Consider the following 16,070-nt stretch of genomic DNA (forward strand, 5'->3'; position numbering starts at 1 on the left):
GCTGCAGGCTACAAAGGCTGTAACTGCGCTGCCGACAAACGGTTTTCGAGGTGGCAAAAAGGGGGCCAAGCCCCCTTTTTGCTTACTGAGTCAACGCCTAGGCGTCAATTACTCAGCTGCTGCTACCGGAGCTTCTTCAACGAACTGCTCGGTGCCGCCAGCAACGTGGTTGCGACCGCGGATGACAGCGTCAGCCATCGAACCCATGTACAACTGGATAGCGCGGATTGCGTCATCGTTGCCTGGGATGATGTAGTCAACGCCTTCCGGGCTGCTGTTGGTATCGACTACGCCGATAACCGGGATGCCCAGCTTGTTGGCTTCGGTGATCGCGATGCGCTCGTGATCAACGTCGATAACGAACAGAGCGTCTGGCAGACCGCCCATGTCCTTGATACCACCCAGGGAACGATCGAGCTTCTCAAGATCGCGAGTGCGCATCAGCGCTTCTTTCTTGGTCAGCTTGGCGAAAGTACCGTCTTCGGCTTGCACTTCAAGGTCACGCAGACGCTTGATGGAAGCACGGATGGTTTTGAAGTTGGTCAGCATGCCGCCCAACCAGCGGTGATCGACGTACGGCGAACCGCAACGTGCTGCTTCTTCAGCAACGATCTTGCCAGCGGAACGCTTGGTGCCGACGAACAGAATCTTGTTTTTGCCCTGGGCCAGACGCTCTACGAAAGTCAGAGCTTCGTTGAACATTGGCAGGGTTTTTTCAAGGTTGATGATGTGGATCTTGTTACGCGCGCCGAAAATGTATTTACCCATTTTCGGGTTCCAGTAACGGGTCTGGTGACCGAAGTGCACACCGGCCTTCAGCATATCGCGCATGTTGACTTGGGACATGATAGTTCCTTAATAAGTCGGGTTTGGCCTCCACGTATCCCAATGACCAACCAGCAGCATCAGCTGAAGGCACCCAGGTCATCGTGTCGACACGTGTGTGGATTTAGGCTTTTCAGGGGATCCCCGGAAAGCGGCGCATTTTATATCACAAGGCTGAAAAAAACGGAACCCGGATTGTTAAATCCTGGCGCGTGCTTTGGTTCCGTCCCTTGGAATCCTCCAAGAATGCGCCATTCTATAAGGAGAAGCGATGCACAGAGGCTCAGATTTGCGCTGCTCGTCTGTTAGAATCGCGTTTTTCAGGGCCGCGAAGATCGACCGCGCAACGCCCATTCCGTTTTAGAAGGCGCCATCGAGCGCAGAGAGAGCCTGTATGACCGTCACCCTCAAAACCCCAGAGGACATCGCAAAAATGCGCATCGCCGGCAAACTGGCCGCCGATGTGCTGGAAATGATTGCCGAACATGTCAAGCCGGGCATTACCACTGAAGAACTGGACCGCATCTGCCACGACTACATCGTCAACGAGCAGAAAGCCATCCCTGCCCCGCTCAACTACAAGGGTTTCCCGAAGTCGATCTGCACCTCGATCAATCACGTGGTCTGCCACGGCATTCCGAACGAGAAGGCCTTGAAGGATGGCGATACGCTGAATATCGACGTCACCGTCATCAAGGACGGCTACCACGGCGACACCAGCCGCATGTTCCACGTCGGCACCGTGCCGGTCTGGGCCGAGCGCCTGTCGCAAATCACCCAGGAATGCATGTACAAGGCCATCGAAATCGTCAAACCCGGCTGCCGTCTGGGCGACATCGGTGAAGTGATCCAGAAGCACGCTGAAAAGAACGGTTTTTCCGTGGTTCGCGAATTCTGCGGTCACGGTATCGGCAAGGTATTCCACGAAGAACCGCAGATCCTGCACTACGGCCGCGCCGGCACCGGCATGGAACTGAAAGCCGGCATGACCTTTACCATCGAGCCGATGATCAACCAGGGCAAAGCCGACACCAAGGTATTGGGCGACGGCTGGACCGCGATCACCAAGGACCGCAAGCTGTCGGCACAGTGGGAACACACCCTGCTGGTAACCGAAACCGGTTACGAGATCTTCACCCTGCGCGCCGACGACACCATCCCGCGCGTTTCGGCCTGATCCGGGCGCGCAGCTCCTCAGCCATATAGACAGGAAAGCCAATCGATGCCGCAGGTGGATCCCGAACTCTTCGACCGTGGCCAGTTCCAGGCTGAACTGGCCCTGAAGGCAAGCCCGATCGCGGCCTTCAAGAAGGCGATTCGCCAGGCCCGCGAGGTGCTCGACGAGCGCTTTCGCAGCGGCCGCGACATTCGTCGGCTGATCGAGGATCGCGCCTGGTTCGTCGATAACATCCTGCAAAAGGCCTGGGAGCAGTTCAATTGGAGCGAAGACGCCGACATCGCGCTGGTCGCGGTCGGCGGCTACGGTCGCGGTGAGTTGCACCCTTATTCCGACATCGATTTGCTGATCTTGCTGGACAGCGCCGATCACGAAGTTTTCCGCGATTCCATCGAGCGTTTTCTGACGCTGCTGTGGGACATCGGCCTTGAAGTGGGCCAGAGCGTTCGCTCGGTGGACGAATGCGTCCAGGAGGCCCGCGCCGACCTGACGGTCGTCACCAACCTGATGGAAAGCCGTACCATCTGCGGCCCCGAGCGCTTGCGCCAGCGCATGCTGGACGTCACCAGCACCGCGCACATGTGGCCGAGCAAGGACTTCTTCCTGGCCAAACGCGCCGAGCAGAAGGCCCGTCACCACAAATACAACGACACCGAATACAACCTGGAACCCAACGTCAAAGGCTCTCCCGGCGGCCTACGGGATATTCAGACGATTCTGTGGGTGGCCCGTCGCGAGTACGGCACCCTGAATCTGCGGGCCCTGGCCGGCGAAGGTTTCCTGGTCGAGAGCGAAAACGCCCTGCTGGCCTCCTCCCAGGAATTCCTGTGGAAGGTTCGCTACGCCCTGCACATGCTCGCTGGCCGCTCCGAAGACCGCTTGCTGTTTGATCACCAGCGCACCATTGCCGGGTTGCTGGGCTTCAAAGGCGATGACGCCAAGCAAGCCATCGAAAATTTCATGCAGCAGTATTACCGGGTGGTCATGAGCATTGCCCAGCTCAGCGACCTGATCATCCAGCACTTCGAGGAAGTCATCCTCGCGCCGGAAGACGAAGCGCCGCCGCAGCCGATCAACTCGCGATTCCAGCTGCACGACGGTTACATCGAGGCGCGCAACGACAACGTATTCCGCCGAACTCCGTTCGCCATGCTGGAAATCTTCGTACTGATGGCCCAGCAGCCGGAAATCAAAGGCGTGCGCGCCGACACCATTCGTCTGCTGCGAGAAAATCGCCACCTGATCGACGACGATTTCCGCAACGACATCCGCAATACCAGCCTGTTTATCGAACTGTTCAAGTGCAAGATCGGCATCCACCGCAACCTGCGACGGATGAACCGCTACGGCATCCTCGGGCGCTACTTGCCGGAGTTCGGCCTCATCGTCGGGCAGATGCAGCACGACCTGTTTCACATCTATACCGTCGACGCTCACACCCTGAACCTGATCAAACATCTGCGTAAGTTGCAGTACACCCAGGTGTCGGAAAAATTCCCGCTGGCCAGCAAGCTCATGGGCAAATTGCCCAAACCCGAGCTGATCTATCTGGCCGGTCTGTACCACGACATCGGCAAGGGCCGGCATGGCGACCACTCGGAAATTGGCGCGGTGGATGCCGAAGCCTTTTGCCAGCGCCACCAGTTGCCGGTGTGGGACAGCCGCCTGATCGTCTGGCTGGTGCAGAACCATTTGCTGATGTCGACAACCGCCCAGCGCAAGGATTTGTCCGACCCGCAGGTCATCCACGATTTCGCACAGACTGTCGGCGACGAAACCCACCTCGACTATCTGTATGTGCTGACCGTCGCCGACATCAACGCCACCAACCCGACGCTGTGGAATTCCTGGCGCGCCAGCCTTTTGCGCCAGCTCTACACCGAGACCAAGCGTGCCTTGCGTCGCGGCCTGGAAAACCCGGTGGACCGTGAAGAGCAGATTCGCCAGACCCAGAGCGCAGCACTGGACATTCTGGTGCGCGGCGGCACCGATCCAGATGATGTCGAGCAGCTGTGGGCGCAATTGGGGGATGACTATTTCCTGCGTCACACCGCCGGCGACGTGGCTTGGCACAGCGACGCGATCCTCCAGCAGCCGGCCGACGGCGGGCCGCTGGTGCTGATCAAGGAAACCACCCAACGCGAGTTCGAAGGCGGCACGCAGATCTTCATTTACGCCCCGGACCAGCACGACTTCTTCGCCGTGACCGTGGCCGCGATGGACCAGCTCAACCTGAACATTCACGACGCCCGGGTCATCACCTCCAGCAGCCAGTTCACCCTCGACACCTACATCGTGCTCGACACCGACGGCGACTCGATCGGCGATAACCCGGCACGGGTCAAACAGATTCGCGAGGGCCTGACCGACGCCCTGCGCAACCCGGACGACTACCCGACCATCATTCAGCGTCGGGTACCGCGCCAGCTCAAGCATTTCGCGTTTGCGCCACAGGTGACGATCCACAACGACGCCCAGCGTCCGGTGACCGTGCTGGAACTTAGCGCGCCCGATCGCCCGGGCCTGCTCGCGCGCATCGGCACGATCTTCCTGGAATTCGACTTGTCGCTACAGAACGCCAAGATCGCTACCTTGGGCGAGCGCGTGGAAGACGTGTTCTTCATCACCGATGCGAACAACCAGCCGTTGTCCGACCCATTGCTGTGCAGCCGCTTGCAGGATGCAATCGTGGAACAGTTGACCGTCAGCAACGAACCCGATATCAAACTGTCGCGCATCAGCATCTGATTGCGCGTCAGGATTCAGCCGCTTTGAACGAGACCCCGTACCGATGAACAACGCTCTGAACCAGTTGCAGCCCTACCCGTTCGAGAAGCTCCGCGCCCTGCTCGGCAGCGTCACGCCAAACCCGGACAAGCGTGCCATCGCGCTGTCCATCGGCGAGCCGAAACACCGTTCGCCAAGCTTTGTCGCCGAAGCCCTGGCAAGCAATCTGGATCAGATGGCCGTGTACCCGACCACCCTCGGGATTCCGGCCCTGCGTGAAGCCATCGCCGCGTGGTGCGAACGTCGTTTCAGCGTTCCGAACGGCTGGCTCGACCCGGCGCGCAATGTACTGCCGGTCAACGGTACCCGCGAAGCGCTGTTCGCGTTCACCCAGACCGTGGTCAACCGTGGCGACGATGCACTGGTGGTCAGCCCGAACCCGTTCTATCAGATCTACGAAGGCGCCGCGTTCCTTGCCGGGGCCAAGCCGCATTACCTGCCGTGCCTGGATGAAAACGGCTTCAACCCGGATTTCGACGCCGTTTCCCCGGACATCTGGAAACGCTGCCAGATCCTGTTCCTGTGCTCGCCGGGCAACCCGACCGGCGCGCTGATCCCGATCGAAACCCTGAAGAAGCTGATCGCCCTGGCCGACGAGTACGACTTCGTGATAGCCGCCGACGAGTGCTACAGCGAACTGTACTTCGACGAACAAACCCCGCCGGCCGGCCTGCTCAGCGCCTGCGTGGAACTGGGCCGCAAAGACTTCAAGCGTTGCGTGGTGTTTCATAGCCTGTCCAAGCGTTCCAACCTGCCGGGCCTGCGTTCGGGCTTCGTGGCCGGAGATGCGGACATTCTCAAAGGCTTCCTGCTGTACCGCACCTACCACGGCTGCGCGATGCCGGTTCAGACCCAATTGGCCAGCGTTGCCGCGTGGAATGACGAAGTGCACGTGCGCGCCAACCGTGCGCTGTACCGCGAGAAGTACGATGCCGTGTTGGAAATCCTCGGTCCGGTGATGGACGTGCAGCGTCCGGATGGCGGTTTCTACTTGTGGCCGAGCGTTGACGGTGATGATGAGGCGTTCTGCCGTGATCTGTTCATTGAAGAACATGTGACCGTGGTGCCGGGTTCTTATCTGTCCCGAGAAGTGGAGGGTTTCAATCCAGGCGCTGGTCGTGTGCGCATGGCACTAGTCGCCCCGCTGGCCGAATGTGTGGAAGCGGCCAAGAGAATTCGCGAGTTTATTACCCGCAACAAGTAAATATCCCAGCCCGCACTGTGCAACGCAGCGCGGGCACTCTTATATAGCCAGTTACACTTCATCCGAAATTAAAGTTCACCGAACTGCAGAGTTCCCCTTACTCTCATGCAGCGCATTAGCGTGCGCATTCACACAACCTTACTTCAAGGAAGAAGTAGCCAATGAACAGTATTGAAGACTGCACCCTTATCCAATGGCCCGACGATCAACAATCCTATGAAGCCGCCATCAACGAGAACCCTGAAAATTCCGGCACCGGCGGCGGCACTCGTCGAAAACGCTCTCTGATCAACTACTCAAAGCTGTGGGCAAACGGACGCACACTCAAGATCGCGTTTATCGACGGTCCCGACGATGAACACAAACAGAAGATCATCAAAGCAGCACGCCAATGGCTGCCCCATATCAATCTGAGCTTCGACTTCGTTGACGGGCTCGAAGGTGATATCCGAATCGCCACAAAAAACAATGACAACAGCTCAATGCTGGGCACCGACGCGTTGTTGATTCATCCCGACTGGCCGACCATGAACCTGGGGGTTAAACCCGAGCATGAAGACTTCGAGGTGATCGTGACTCACGAATTTGGTCACGCCTTGGGAGCAATGCACGAACACCAACACCCCGATGCGAATATTCCCTGGGATAAACCGAAGGTGTATGAGTTCTACCAGAATAGAGAGATGAATCCGTTGACCAAAGAGCAGGTCGATAGAAATCTCTTTGAGCCGTTCAATACAATCGAAGCGATTTATACGCGGTACGACAGAAAATCCATCATGCACCACCCGGTCGCTAACACACTGACACTGGGCCAATGGGAAATCCCTATCAACCGCAAAATCAGTAAAAAAGACAAACAAATGATGAAAAAGCTTTATCCAAAGCGGTGAAACACCCACCGGGTTAAACTTCACATCACCCACACCTCCGACTAACCTCCCCTTTCAATACGCAACACCTTTCAAGTTTGAACACATTCAGATATCACATCGCACCCTAAACAAGGATGTTGAAAATGCGCACACTCCACTGCTGCAAAGTATCCCAACCACTTGATCAACTGGCTTCATACCAGGCAGCCATAGAAGAAAATCCGAAGAACGCCGAAACTTCATCCACCGGGGGACGCCGTAAACGCGCCGTCGGCCAGTGGAGCAAGTTCTGGGGCAATGGCCGGACATTAACTATCGCCTTTATGTACGACCTACCCGACGCCCTCCAAACCCGAATAGAAAAAATCATCAGGCAGTGGGAGCCCTCAACCAACCTGACGTTCAAGTTTGTTGAAGGTGTTGCAGGCGATATCAGAATTGCTACCCACACATCGCACAATCAATCCGATGTTGGCACAGACGCATTGCTCACGCCGCTAGACGAACCGACCCTCACCCTGGCCACGTCACCTGATGACTCAAACTTTGAAACGGTGGTACTTCACGAGTTCGGTCATGCGCTGGGCCTGCAGCACGAACACCTGCACCCCAAGGCCAACATTCCGTGGGACAGGCCAAAAGTCTACGATTTCTATAAGTCAAACTTCGGATGGAGCACGGAAGAGATCGACTTCAATCTGTTCACCCCCTTAGAAACCAGCGATTTACTTCGTGGACCCTACGACAGAGACTCGATCATGCACTACAAAATAGAGAATGAACTTACTGTGGGCGATTGGGAGGTTGGCCTTAATACAAAGATCAGCATGCTGGACAGACGCAACATGCGCAAAGCCTACCCCAAGCGCTGAGGCTAACTCACCTACTTCACCGCCCCCGGGTTCGCCTCGCTCAAGTCCAATTCTCCCAACACCTCACGCAGCACGTCATCACCAATCTGGTGATGACGGCTGAGCTTGTATAACTCCAGGCGTTGCGCTCGCAGCGCCTTCAATCGCATGGCCGTTTCGGCGGCTTTTAGTTCTCGCCTGCGCTGCCCAACGCAGTGCAGGCCGAACTTAACCACCCAGTAACAAACACTAAGAAATCACAACTTTACCCCATACCCCTCCAACGACTAACTTCCAACTTGACCGCAACTTCCGAACTTTCTCGGCAACGGCCAACAAGGACACAGTCAATGCCAAACTTTAAACCCTGTAAAATCATCAAAAATATTCATGAACTGACTTCCTATGAAGCAGCAACTTCTGAACGCCTCGACAATTCCACTCAACACGAATTAAACCGAAAAAAACGAAGCGTCGCTGAACACACGAAATACTGGAAACCTGGCAGAACATTAAAGATCGCAATCACCCGACATGACGAGGACTTGTTCCAGGCAGTAAAGGCTGCTGCCAGCAAATGGCTACCCTACGTCAACCTCACGTTCGATTTTGTGGAGCTTTCTGAGAACGAAACGGAATACGAGGGGGATATCCGCGTTTACTTGTCTCATCACTATGATGGGACCGGGGGGTCTAAAATCGGAACAGATGCTCTGGCGGTTCCAGCTCATCGTCCAACCATGTTCCTGGGAACCGACTACTCCTCGCCCCGCTTTGAATTCACCGTTATTCATGAGTTCGGACACGCTTTGGGCTTGATGCACGCGCATCAACATCCTGAGGCAACCATTCCTTGGGACAAGGAAACAACCTACGACTTGTACCGACAAAAATTTGGTTGGTCGAGGGCGGAGGTGGACCAGAACGTCTTTCCTCTCCCCCGCGATACCAGCCGGACTTATGCGGCGTATGACCGACATTCGGTCATGCACTATGAGATATCCAACGAATACACCCTGGGTAATTGGAAGCAAACAGAAAACCCACATATCAGCGCAGCCGACATCGCGTTTATTCGTCGAATTTACCCCTAAGTGTCTATCCAGCCAAACACCCCGCCAACTTGACCAGCGATGCATGCACAAGATCTATCCAGACTAAGGTATTACCCAGCCGAAGCGGCACACTTCAGGCAGCAGGCAGCAGGCAGCAGTGAAAGTGCCAAATTCGCCGCTTAGACTGGAGGCTGGGCGCTGCACAAAGGTCGCACCCGACCCGGTCGCCGCTCAGGCCGCCGGGTAACACCTGGACGTGGCTGAGGCCGAAACCGTCCGGTCATGGCATAATCCGTCACCTTTAATTTCCAGCACCTGCAAAGGGGGCAATTCCTTGACCGTTTCAAGCAAAACGTTGCACCTTTTCGGCATCAAAGCCTGCGACACCATGAAAAAGGCGCGCACCTGGCTCGATGAACACGCTGTCAGCTATGACTTTCATGATTACAAAGCGGCCGGAATCGACCGTGAACACCTGACCCAATGGTGCGACGAGCACGGCTGGCAAGTGGTGTTGAACCGTGCAGGCACGACCTTTCGCAAGCTCGACGACGAACGCAAAGCCGATCTCGACCAGCCGAAAGCCATCGAGCTGATGCTCGCACAACCCTCGATGATCAAGCGCCCGGTGCTTGATCTCGGTGACCGAACCCTGATTGGCTTCAAGCCAGATATCTACGCGGCAGCGCTCAAGTAAGGCAGCCCGTTCCATTTTGTTAGAGGTATCAACATGTCCACTACCCTGTTCAGCCTGGCCTTTGGTGTCGGCACTCAAAACCGTCAAGGCGCATGGCTGGAAGTGTTTTACGCGCAGCCACTGCTCAACCCGTCGGCCGAACTGATCGCGGCCATCGCGCCTGTTCTGGGCTACACCGAAGGCAATCAGGCCATCGCCTTCACCACCGCTCAGGCGTCGCAACTGGCTGAAGCCCTGAAAAGCGTCGACGCTGCCCAGGCTGCCTTGCTGACGCGTCTGGCCGAGAGTCACAAGCCGCTGGTCGCGACCATTCTGGCCGAAGACGCTCAGTTGACCTCCACCCCTGAGGCCTACCTCAAGCTGCACCTGCTGTCCCATCGTCTGGTCAAGCCGCACGGCCTGAACCTGGCCGGTGTGTTCCCGCTGCTGCCGAACGTGGCATGGACCAGCCAGGGCGCAATCGACCTGGCCGAACTGGCCGAGCATCAACTGGAAGCCCGTCTGCGCGGCGAGCTGCTGGAAGTGTTCTCGGTGGACAAGTTCCCGAAAATGACCGACTACGTGGTTCCGGCCGGCGTGCGTATCGCTGACGCGGCACGTATTCGTCTAGGCGCTTACGTGGGCGAAGGCACCACCGTGATGCACGAAGGTTTCGTCAACTTCAACGCCGGTACCGAAGGCCCAGGCATGATCGAAGGCCGCGTTTCCGCTGGCGTATTCGTCGGCAAGGGTTCGGACCTGGGCGGCGGTTGCTCGACCATGGGTACCCTGTCGGGCGGTGGCAACATCGTGATCAAGGTCGGCGAAGGCTGCCTGATCGGCGCGAACGCCGGTATCGGCATTCCGTTGGGCGATCGCAACACCGTTGAGTCGGGCCTGTACGTGACCGCTGGTACCAAAGTGGCGCTGCTGGACGAAAACAACAAACTGGTCAAAGTGGTCAAGGCCCGTGAGCTGGCCGGTCAACCTGACCTGCTGTTCCGTCGCAATTCGGAGACCGGTGCCGTGGAATGCAAAACCCACAAATCGGCTATCGAATTGAACGAAGCGCTGCACGCTCACAACTAAGCAGAGCGTCAAACGATCACCTGTAGGAGCTGAGCTTGCTCGCGATGGGGCCCTTGAGGCCGCCAAGAGCTTCGCGAGCAAGCTTTGCTCCTACAGGCTCAGGCGTACACCCGCCCATGTTTAACAGGGCTCGATAGCATGATGATTCCCTCTCCCTGGCGCGCCGATTTTCCGGCCATCGCCGCATTGCAACGGCAAGACCAGACCTATCTGGACAACGCCGCCACCACGCAAAAACCTCAAGCCCTGCTGGATGCCCTGGCGCATTACTACGCCAACGGCGCGGCCAACGTGCATCGAGCGCAACACCTGCCCGGCGCCCACGCCACCCAAGCGTTCGAGGCCAGCCGCAGCAAAGTCGCCCATTGGCTCAATGCCGGCGATTGCGGGCAGATCATATTTACCCATGGCGCAACCTCTGCGCTGAACCTCTTGGCTTATGGCCTGGAACATCTTTTCAACCCGGGCGATGAAGTTGTCATCAGCGCCCTGGAGCATCACGCCAATCTGTTGCCTTGGCAGCAACTGGCCCACCGTCGCGACCTGAAGCTGGTGATCCTGCCACTGGACGCTGACGGTTTGATCGACCTTGATACCGCCGCGCAGTTGATCGGTCCGCAAACCCGCCTGCTGGCGGTCAGTCAGCTGTCCAACGTGCTCGGCGCCTGGCAGCCGTTGCCCGCCCTCCTGACGATGGCCAAAGCACATAACGCGCTGACCGTGGTCGATGGCGCCCAAGGCGTGGTTCATGGTCGGCATGACGTGCAGGCGCTGGGCTGCGACTTCTATGTGTTTTCCAGCCACAAGCTCTACGGCCCCGATGGTCTGGGCGTGCTGTTCGGGCGCAACGAAGCGCTTGAACAACTGCGCCATTGGCAATTCGGCGGCGAAATGGTGCTGGATACGGATTACCACAGCGCACGGTTCCGCCCGGCGCCACTGGGTTTCGAGGCGGGTACGCCGCCAATTGCCGGTGTGATTGGTCTGGGGGCGACGCTGGATTATCTGGCGGGGCTTGATCAGGACGCCGTGTCCGCCCATGAAGCAGCGCTGCATGACTATTTGCTCAAAGGCCTTGAAGCACGCAACGGCATTCGGTTGCTGGGCAAGCCGCAACTGGCGCTGGCCAGTTTTGTCGTCGAGGGTGTGCATAACGCTGATTTGGCGCATTTGCTGACAGAACAGGGGATCGCGGTGCGCGCCGGTCATCACTGCGCCATGCCGTTGCTCAAGCGTTTTGAGCTGGCTGGGGCCATCCGGGTGTCGTTGGCGCTGTACAACGATTCCGAAGATCTGGAGCGGTTCTTTGAAGCGCTGGATCAGGCGCTGGAGTTGTTGCGATGAACTTGCCTGCCGATGCGGCTATGGCGCTGGAGACTTTTCAGAATGCTGCCGGCTGGGAACAACGGGCGCGATTGCTGATGCAATGGGGCGACCGTCTGCCGGCGTTGGGCGATGTGGATAAGGTCGATGCCAACCGCGTGCATGGCTGTGAAAGCCAGGTGTGGCTGGTGGGCGAGTTGCTGGATGGTCACTGGCAGTTTGCCGCCAGCAGCGATGCACGGTTGATTCGCGGGTTGGTGGCGTTGCTGCTGGCGCGGGTTAACGGGTTGTCGGCGGTTGAGCTGCAGCAGGTGGATTTGCCGGATTGGTTCAATCAGCTTGGACTGAGCAGACAGTTATCCCCGTCGCGCAGTAATGGCCTCAATGCCGTGTTGCAGCGCATGAATGAGTTGGCTGGTTAATCGCCATCGCGAGCAAGCTCGCTCCCACCTTGGAATGCATTCCCCTGTGGGAGCGAGCTTGCTCGCGATGAGGCCGCCAGCAGCCACCTCTAAACCTCAGGCTTAACCCGATCCGCCGGGCGCCGCACACCCGCCACAATCTTATCCACAGCCTTGGTCGCCGCGACCATGCCAAACGTCGCCGTCACCATCATCACCGCACCAAACCCTCCGGCGCAGTCGAGCTTCACACCGTCACCGACAAAACTCTTCTGCAAGCAAATGCTGCCATCCGGTTTCGGGTAGCGCAGTTGTTCGGTTGAAAACACGCACGGCACGCTGTAATGGCGGGTCACGGTGCGTGAGAAGTTGTAATCCCGGCGCAAGGTCGAGCGCACTTTCGAAGCCAACGGATCATTGAAGGTCCGATTCAAATCGCACACCTGAATCAGCGTCGGATCAATCTGACCGCCCGCACCGCCGGTGGTGATGATCTGAATCTTGCGGCGCTTGCACCAGGCGATCAGCGCCGCCTTGGCGTTGACGCTATCGATGCAATCAATGACGCAGTCGATGTTCGGCGTGATGTACTCGGCCATGGTCTCGCGGGTGACGAAGTCCGCGACCGCGTGCACGGTGCAGTCCGGGTTGATCCCGCGAAGGCGCTCGGCCATCACGTCAACCTTGGGTTTGCCGACGGTGCTGTCCAGCGCGTGCAACTGACGGTTGGCGTTGCTGACGCAGACGTCATCCAGGTCGAACAGCGAAATCTCGCCCACGCCACAACGGGCGACGGCTTCCGCCGCCCAGGAACCGACGCCACCGACGCCGACGATCGCCACGTGGGCCGCGCGCAAACGCTCCAGGCCGTCGATGCCATACAAACGGGCGATGCCTGCAAACCGCGGATCTTCTGTACTCATGACCATTACCCCAAAAACCGGCGCGCATTATAGGGCCGTCAGCGGCCAAGAGCATCTTTGGGCTATGAACGGGCGTCTTGACCGTTTTGAACAGGCTACACAGAACCAAGATTTAACCTACAAGGTCCAACGAAAGAACTTAAACCGAGTTGGATTGCCCAACGTCCGGCATTTCCCTGTCCGCTGTACGGTCAGTGAACGCCCGGTGTAGGATGCGCGCCCCCTGCCCCTTTAGCAGCCAGCCGCAGACCGTTCCTTCGTTCCACAGCCTCCGGAACCTGAAAAAGCTATGTCATCGCGTAAATTTGGACTCAACCTGGTCGTGGTGCTCGCCATCGCAGCCTTGTTTACCGGCTTCTGGGCGCTGATCAATCGCCCGGTCACCGCCCCCAACTGGCCTGAACAGATCTCCGGCTTTTCGTACTCGCCGTTCCAGCAAGGGCAGTACCCGCAAAAAGAGCAATATCCGACCGACGATGAAATGCGTCGCGATCTGGAGATCATGAGCAAGCTGACGGACAACATCCGTACTTACTCGGTCGATGGCAGCCTGGGCGATATTCCCAAGCTCGCCGAAGAATTCGGTTTGCGCGTGACGCTGGGTATCTGGATCAGCCCGGACCTTGAGCGCAACGAGCGTGAAATCCTGCGCGCCATTGACCTGGCCAATACCTCCCGCAGCGTGGTTCGCGTGGTGGTGGGTAACGAGGCGATCTTCCGTAAGGAAATTACCGCCGCCGAACTGAGCGTGATCCTTGATCGCGTCCGCGCAGCAGTGAAAGTACCGGTGACGACCTCCGAGCAATGGCACGTCTGGGAAGAAAACCCGAGCCTGGCCAAGCACGTCGACCTGATCGCTGCCCACGTCCTGCCGTACTGGGAACATGTTCCGATGGAGCAGTCCGGGCAGTTCGTACTCGACCGCGCCCGTGACCTGAAAAAGATGTTCCCGAAAAAACCGTTGCTGCTGTCGGAAGTCGGCTGGCCGAGCAACGGCCGCATGCGCGGTGGCGCCGATGCGTCGCCGGCAGACCAGGCGATTTATCTGCGGACCTTGGTCAACAAGCTCAATCGTCAGGGCTTCAACTACTTTGTGATCGAAGCCTTCGACCAACCGTGGAAGGCCAGTGATGAAGGTTCCGTGGGCGCTTACTGGGGTGTTTTCAACGCCGCGCGCCAGCAGAAATTCAACTTTGAAGGCCCGGTCGTCGCGATCCCGCAATGGCGCGTGCTGGCCATCGGTTCAGTGGTATTGGCTCTGCTGTCCCTGACCCTGCTGATGATCGACGGCTCGGCCCTGCGTCAACGTGGCCGCACCTTCCTGACCTTCATCGCGTTCCTCTGTGGTTCGGTGCTGGTGTGGATCGGTTACGACTACAGTCAGCAATACAGCACCTGGTTCAGCCTGACGGTGGGCTTCTTGCTTGCCCTCGGCGCACTCGGGGTGTTTATCGTTCTGCTGACCGAGGCGCATGAACTGGCCGAAGCGGTCTGGACCCACAAGCGTCGGCGTGAATTCCTGCCGGTGGTCGGCGATTCGGACTACCGACCGAAAGTCTCGATTCACGTGCCTTGCTACAACGAGCCACCGGAGATGGTCAAACAGACCCTCAATGCCCTGGCCAATCTCGACTATCCGGACTTCGAAGTCCTGATCATCGACAACAACACCAAGGACCCGGCGGTCTGGGAACCGGTGCGCGATTATTGCGAAACCCTCGGCCCGCGCTTCAAGTTCTTCCACGTCGCACCGTTGGCCGGCTTCAAGGGTGGCGCGCTGAATTACCTGATTCCGCACACCGCCAAGGATGCCGAAGTGATTGCGGTGATCGACTCGGACTACTGCGTCGACCCGAACTGGCTCAAGCACATGGTGCCGCACTTCGCCGATCCGAAAATCGCCGTGGTGCAGTCGCCGCAGGATTACCGCGACCAGAACGAAAGCACCTTCAAGAAGCTCTGCTACGCGGAATACAAAGGTTTCTTCCACATCGGCATGGTCACTCGTAACGACCGTGACGCGATCATCCAGCACGGCACCATGACCATGACCCGGCGCTCGGTGCTCGAGGAACTGGGCTGGGCTGACTGGTGCATCTGTGAAGACGCCGAGTTGGGTCTGCGCGTGTTCGAAAAAGGCTTGTCGGCTGCGTATTACCACACCAGCTACGGCAAAGGCCTGATGCCCGATACCTTTATCGACTTCAAGAAACAGCGTTTCCGCTGGGCTTACGGTGCGATTCAGATAATCAAGCGTCACACCGCCAGTTTGCTGCGCGGCAAGGACACCGAGCTGACCCGTGGCCAGCGTTACCACTTCCTCGCGGGCTGGTTGCCGTGGGTGGCGGATGGCATGAACATCTTCTTCACCGTCGGCGCCCTGTTGTGGTCGGCGGCGATGATCATCGTGCCGCAGCGGGTCGATCCACCGTTGTTGATTTTCGCGATCCCGCCATTGGCGCTGTTCGTGTTCAAGGTTGGCAAGATCATCTTCCTGTACCGCCGTGCGGTGGGGGTCAACCTGAAGGATGCGTTCTGCGCGGCATTGGCCGGACTGGCGTTGTCGCACACCATCGCCAAAGCGGTGCTGTACGGCTTCTTCACCAGCAGCATTCCGTTCTTCCGCACCCCGAAAAACGCCGATAACCACGGTTTCTGGGTGGCGATTTCGGAAGCTCGCGAAGAAATGTTCATCATGCTGCTGTTGTGGAGCGCGGCACTGGGGATTTTCCTGGTGAACGGCCTGCCGAGCAACGACATGCGCTTCTGGGTGACGATGTTGCTCGTGCAATCATTGCCGTACCTGGCGGCGCTGATCATGGCGTTCTTGTCTTCGCTGCCGAAACCTTCCGTCGAGGCCGAACCGGCACCGGCGGTCTAAATC

General features: G+C 58.1%; 14 protein-coding genes. 11 read left to right on the forward strand and 3 right to left on the reverse strand.

Annotation, left to right across the window (positions count from 1 at the left end):
* Nucleotides 1–108: 108 nt before the first annotated feature.
* On the reverse strand, nt 109–846 hold the full coding sequence (gene rpsB, locus ACA056_RS23000) for a 30S ribosomal protein S2 (protein WP_003219330.1): 738 nt from the start codon (nt 844–846) through the stop codon (nt 109–111).
* A gap of 373 nt (nt 847–1,219) precedes the next feature.
* Between rpsB and map the strand changes: the two genes are divergently transcribed.
* The 5 genes from map (at nt 1,220) to ACA056_RS23025 (ending at nt 7,740) form a co-directional block, all read left to right on the forward strand.
* Nucleotides 1,220–2,002 carry a type I methionyl aminopeptidase gene (gene map / locus ACA056_RS23005; protein WP_149629932.1) on the forward strand — a complete coding sequence of 261 codons (783 nt, stop codon included), beginning with the start codon at nt 1,220–1,222 and terminating at the stop codon, nt 2,000–2,002.
* Between the two features lie 45 nt (nt 2,003–2,047).
* Nucleotides 2,048–4,750, forward strand: a complete 2,703-nt coding sequence (locus tag ACA056_RS23010; RefSeq protein ID WP_497268000.1) for a [protein-PII] uridylyltransferase — start codon at nt 2,048–2,050, stop codon at nt 4,748–4,750.
* A gap of 43 nt (nt 4,751–4,793) precedes the next feature.
* A complete protein-coding gene (dapC, locus tag ACA056_RS23015; protein WP_497268002.1) occupies nt 4,794–5,993 on the forward strand; it encodes a succinyldiaminopimelate transaminase in 1,200 nt (399 codons plus the stop codon).
* A gap of 161 nt (nt 5,994–6,154) precedes the next feature.
* Nucleotides 6,155–6,886, forward strand: coding sequence for a M12 family metallopeptidase (locus tag ACA056_RS23020; RefSeq protein WP_497268004.1), 732 nt, complete (start codon nt 6,155–6,157; stop codon nt 6,884–6,886).
* 125 nt (nt 6,887–7,011) lie between these two features.
* A complete protein-coding gene (locus ACA056_RS23025; protein ID WP_497268006.1) occupies nt 7,012–7,740 on the forward strand; it encodes a M12 family metallopeptidase in 729 nt (242 codons plus the stop codon).
* Nucleotides 7,741–7,751: 11 nt separating this feature from the next.
* Here the strand turns inward: ACA056_RS23025 and ACA056_RS23030 are convergent, their stop codons facing one another.
* Complete coding sequence (locus ACA056_RS23030) at nt 7,752–7,889, reverse strand: hypothetical protein (protein WP_497273613.1); 138 nt, start codon at nt 7,887–7,889, stop codon at nt 7,752–7,754.
* A 180-nt stretch (nt 7,890–8,069) separates the two neighbouring features.
* Here ACA056_RS23030 and ACA056_RS23035 point away from each other — a divergent pair, with 180 nt between their 5' ends.
* From ACA056_RS23035 to ACA056_RS23055, 5 genes are all read left to right on the forward strand, one after another.
* Complete coding sequence (locus ACA056_RS23035) at nt 8,070–8,813, forward strand: zinc metalloprotease (RefSeq protein WP_497268008.1); 744 nt, start codon at nt 8,070–8,072, stop codon at nt 8,811–8,813.
* 295 nt (nt 8,814–9,108) lie between these two features.
* The gene (locus tag ACA056_RS23040) at nt 9,109–9,471 is read left to right on the forward strand and encodes an ArsC family reductase (protein ID WP_415771126.1); all 363 of its coding nucleotides are present in this window, start codon (nt 9,109–9,111) and stop codon (nt 9,469–9,471) included.
* A 33-nt stretch (nt 9,472–9,504) separates the two neighbouring features.
* Nucleotides 9,505–10,539: a 2,3,4,5-tetrahydropyridine-2,6-dicarboxylate N-succinyltransferase gene (dapD, locus tag ACA056_RS23045; protein WP_497268010.1), complete on the forward strand. Its 1,035-nt coding sequence runs from the start codon at nt 9,505–9,507 to the stop codon at nt 10,537–10,539.
* A 138-nt stretch (nt 10,540–10,677) separates the two neighbouring features.
* Complete coding sequence (locus ACA056_RS23050) at nt 10,678–11,883, forward strand: aminotransferase class V-fold PLP-dependent enzyme (RefSeq protein ID WP_497268012.1); 1,206 nt, start codon at nt 10,678–10,680, stop codon at nt 11,881–11,883.
* The gene (locus tag ACA056_RS23055; RefSeq protein WP_497268014.1) at nt 11,880–12,284 is read left to right on the forward strand and encodes a SufE family protein; all 405 of its coding nucleotides are present in this window, start codon (nt 11,880–11,882) and stop codon (nt 12,282–12,284) included. Before ACA056_RS23050 ends, ACA056_RS23055 begins: the two co-directional genes overlap by 4 nt.
* An 89-nt stretch (nt 12,285–12,373) precedes the next feature.
* Here ACA056_RS23055 and tcdA read toward each other — a convergent pair whose 3' ends face one another.
* A complete protein-coding gene (tcdA, locus tag ACA056_RS23060; RefSeq protein WP_371918014.1) occupies nt 12,374–13,186 on the reverse strand; it encodes a tRNA cyclic N6-threonylcarbamoyladenosine(37) synthase TcdA in 813 nt (270 codons plus the stop codon).
* 289 nt (nt 13,187–13,475) lie between these two features.
* Here tcdA and ACA056_RS23065 point away from each other — a divergent pair, with 289 nt between their 5' ends.
* Nucleotides 13,476–16,067: a glycosyltransferase gene (locus ACA056_RS23065; RefSeq protein WP_497268016.1), complete on the forward strand. Its 2,592-nt coding sequence runs from the start codon at nt 13,476–13,478 to the stop codon at nt 16,065–16,067.
* The last annotated feature ends 3 nt before the right edge of the window (nt 16,068–16,070 follow it).

It is taken from the genome of Pseudomonas sp. LBUM1666, from assembly GCF_059695775.1.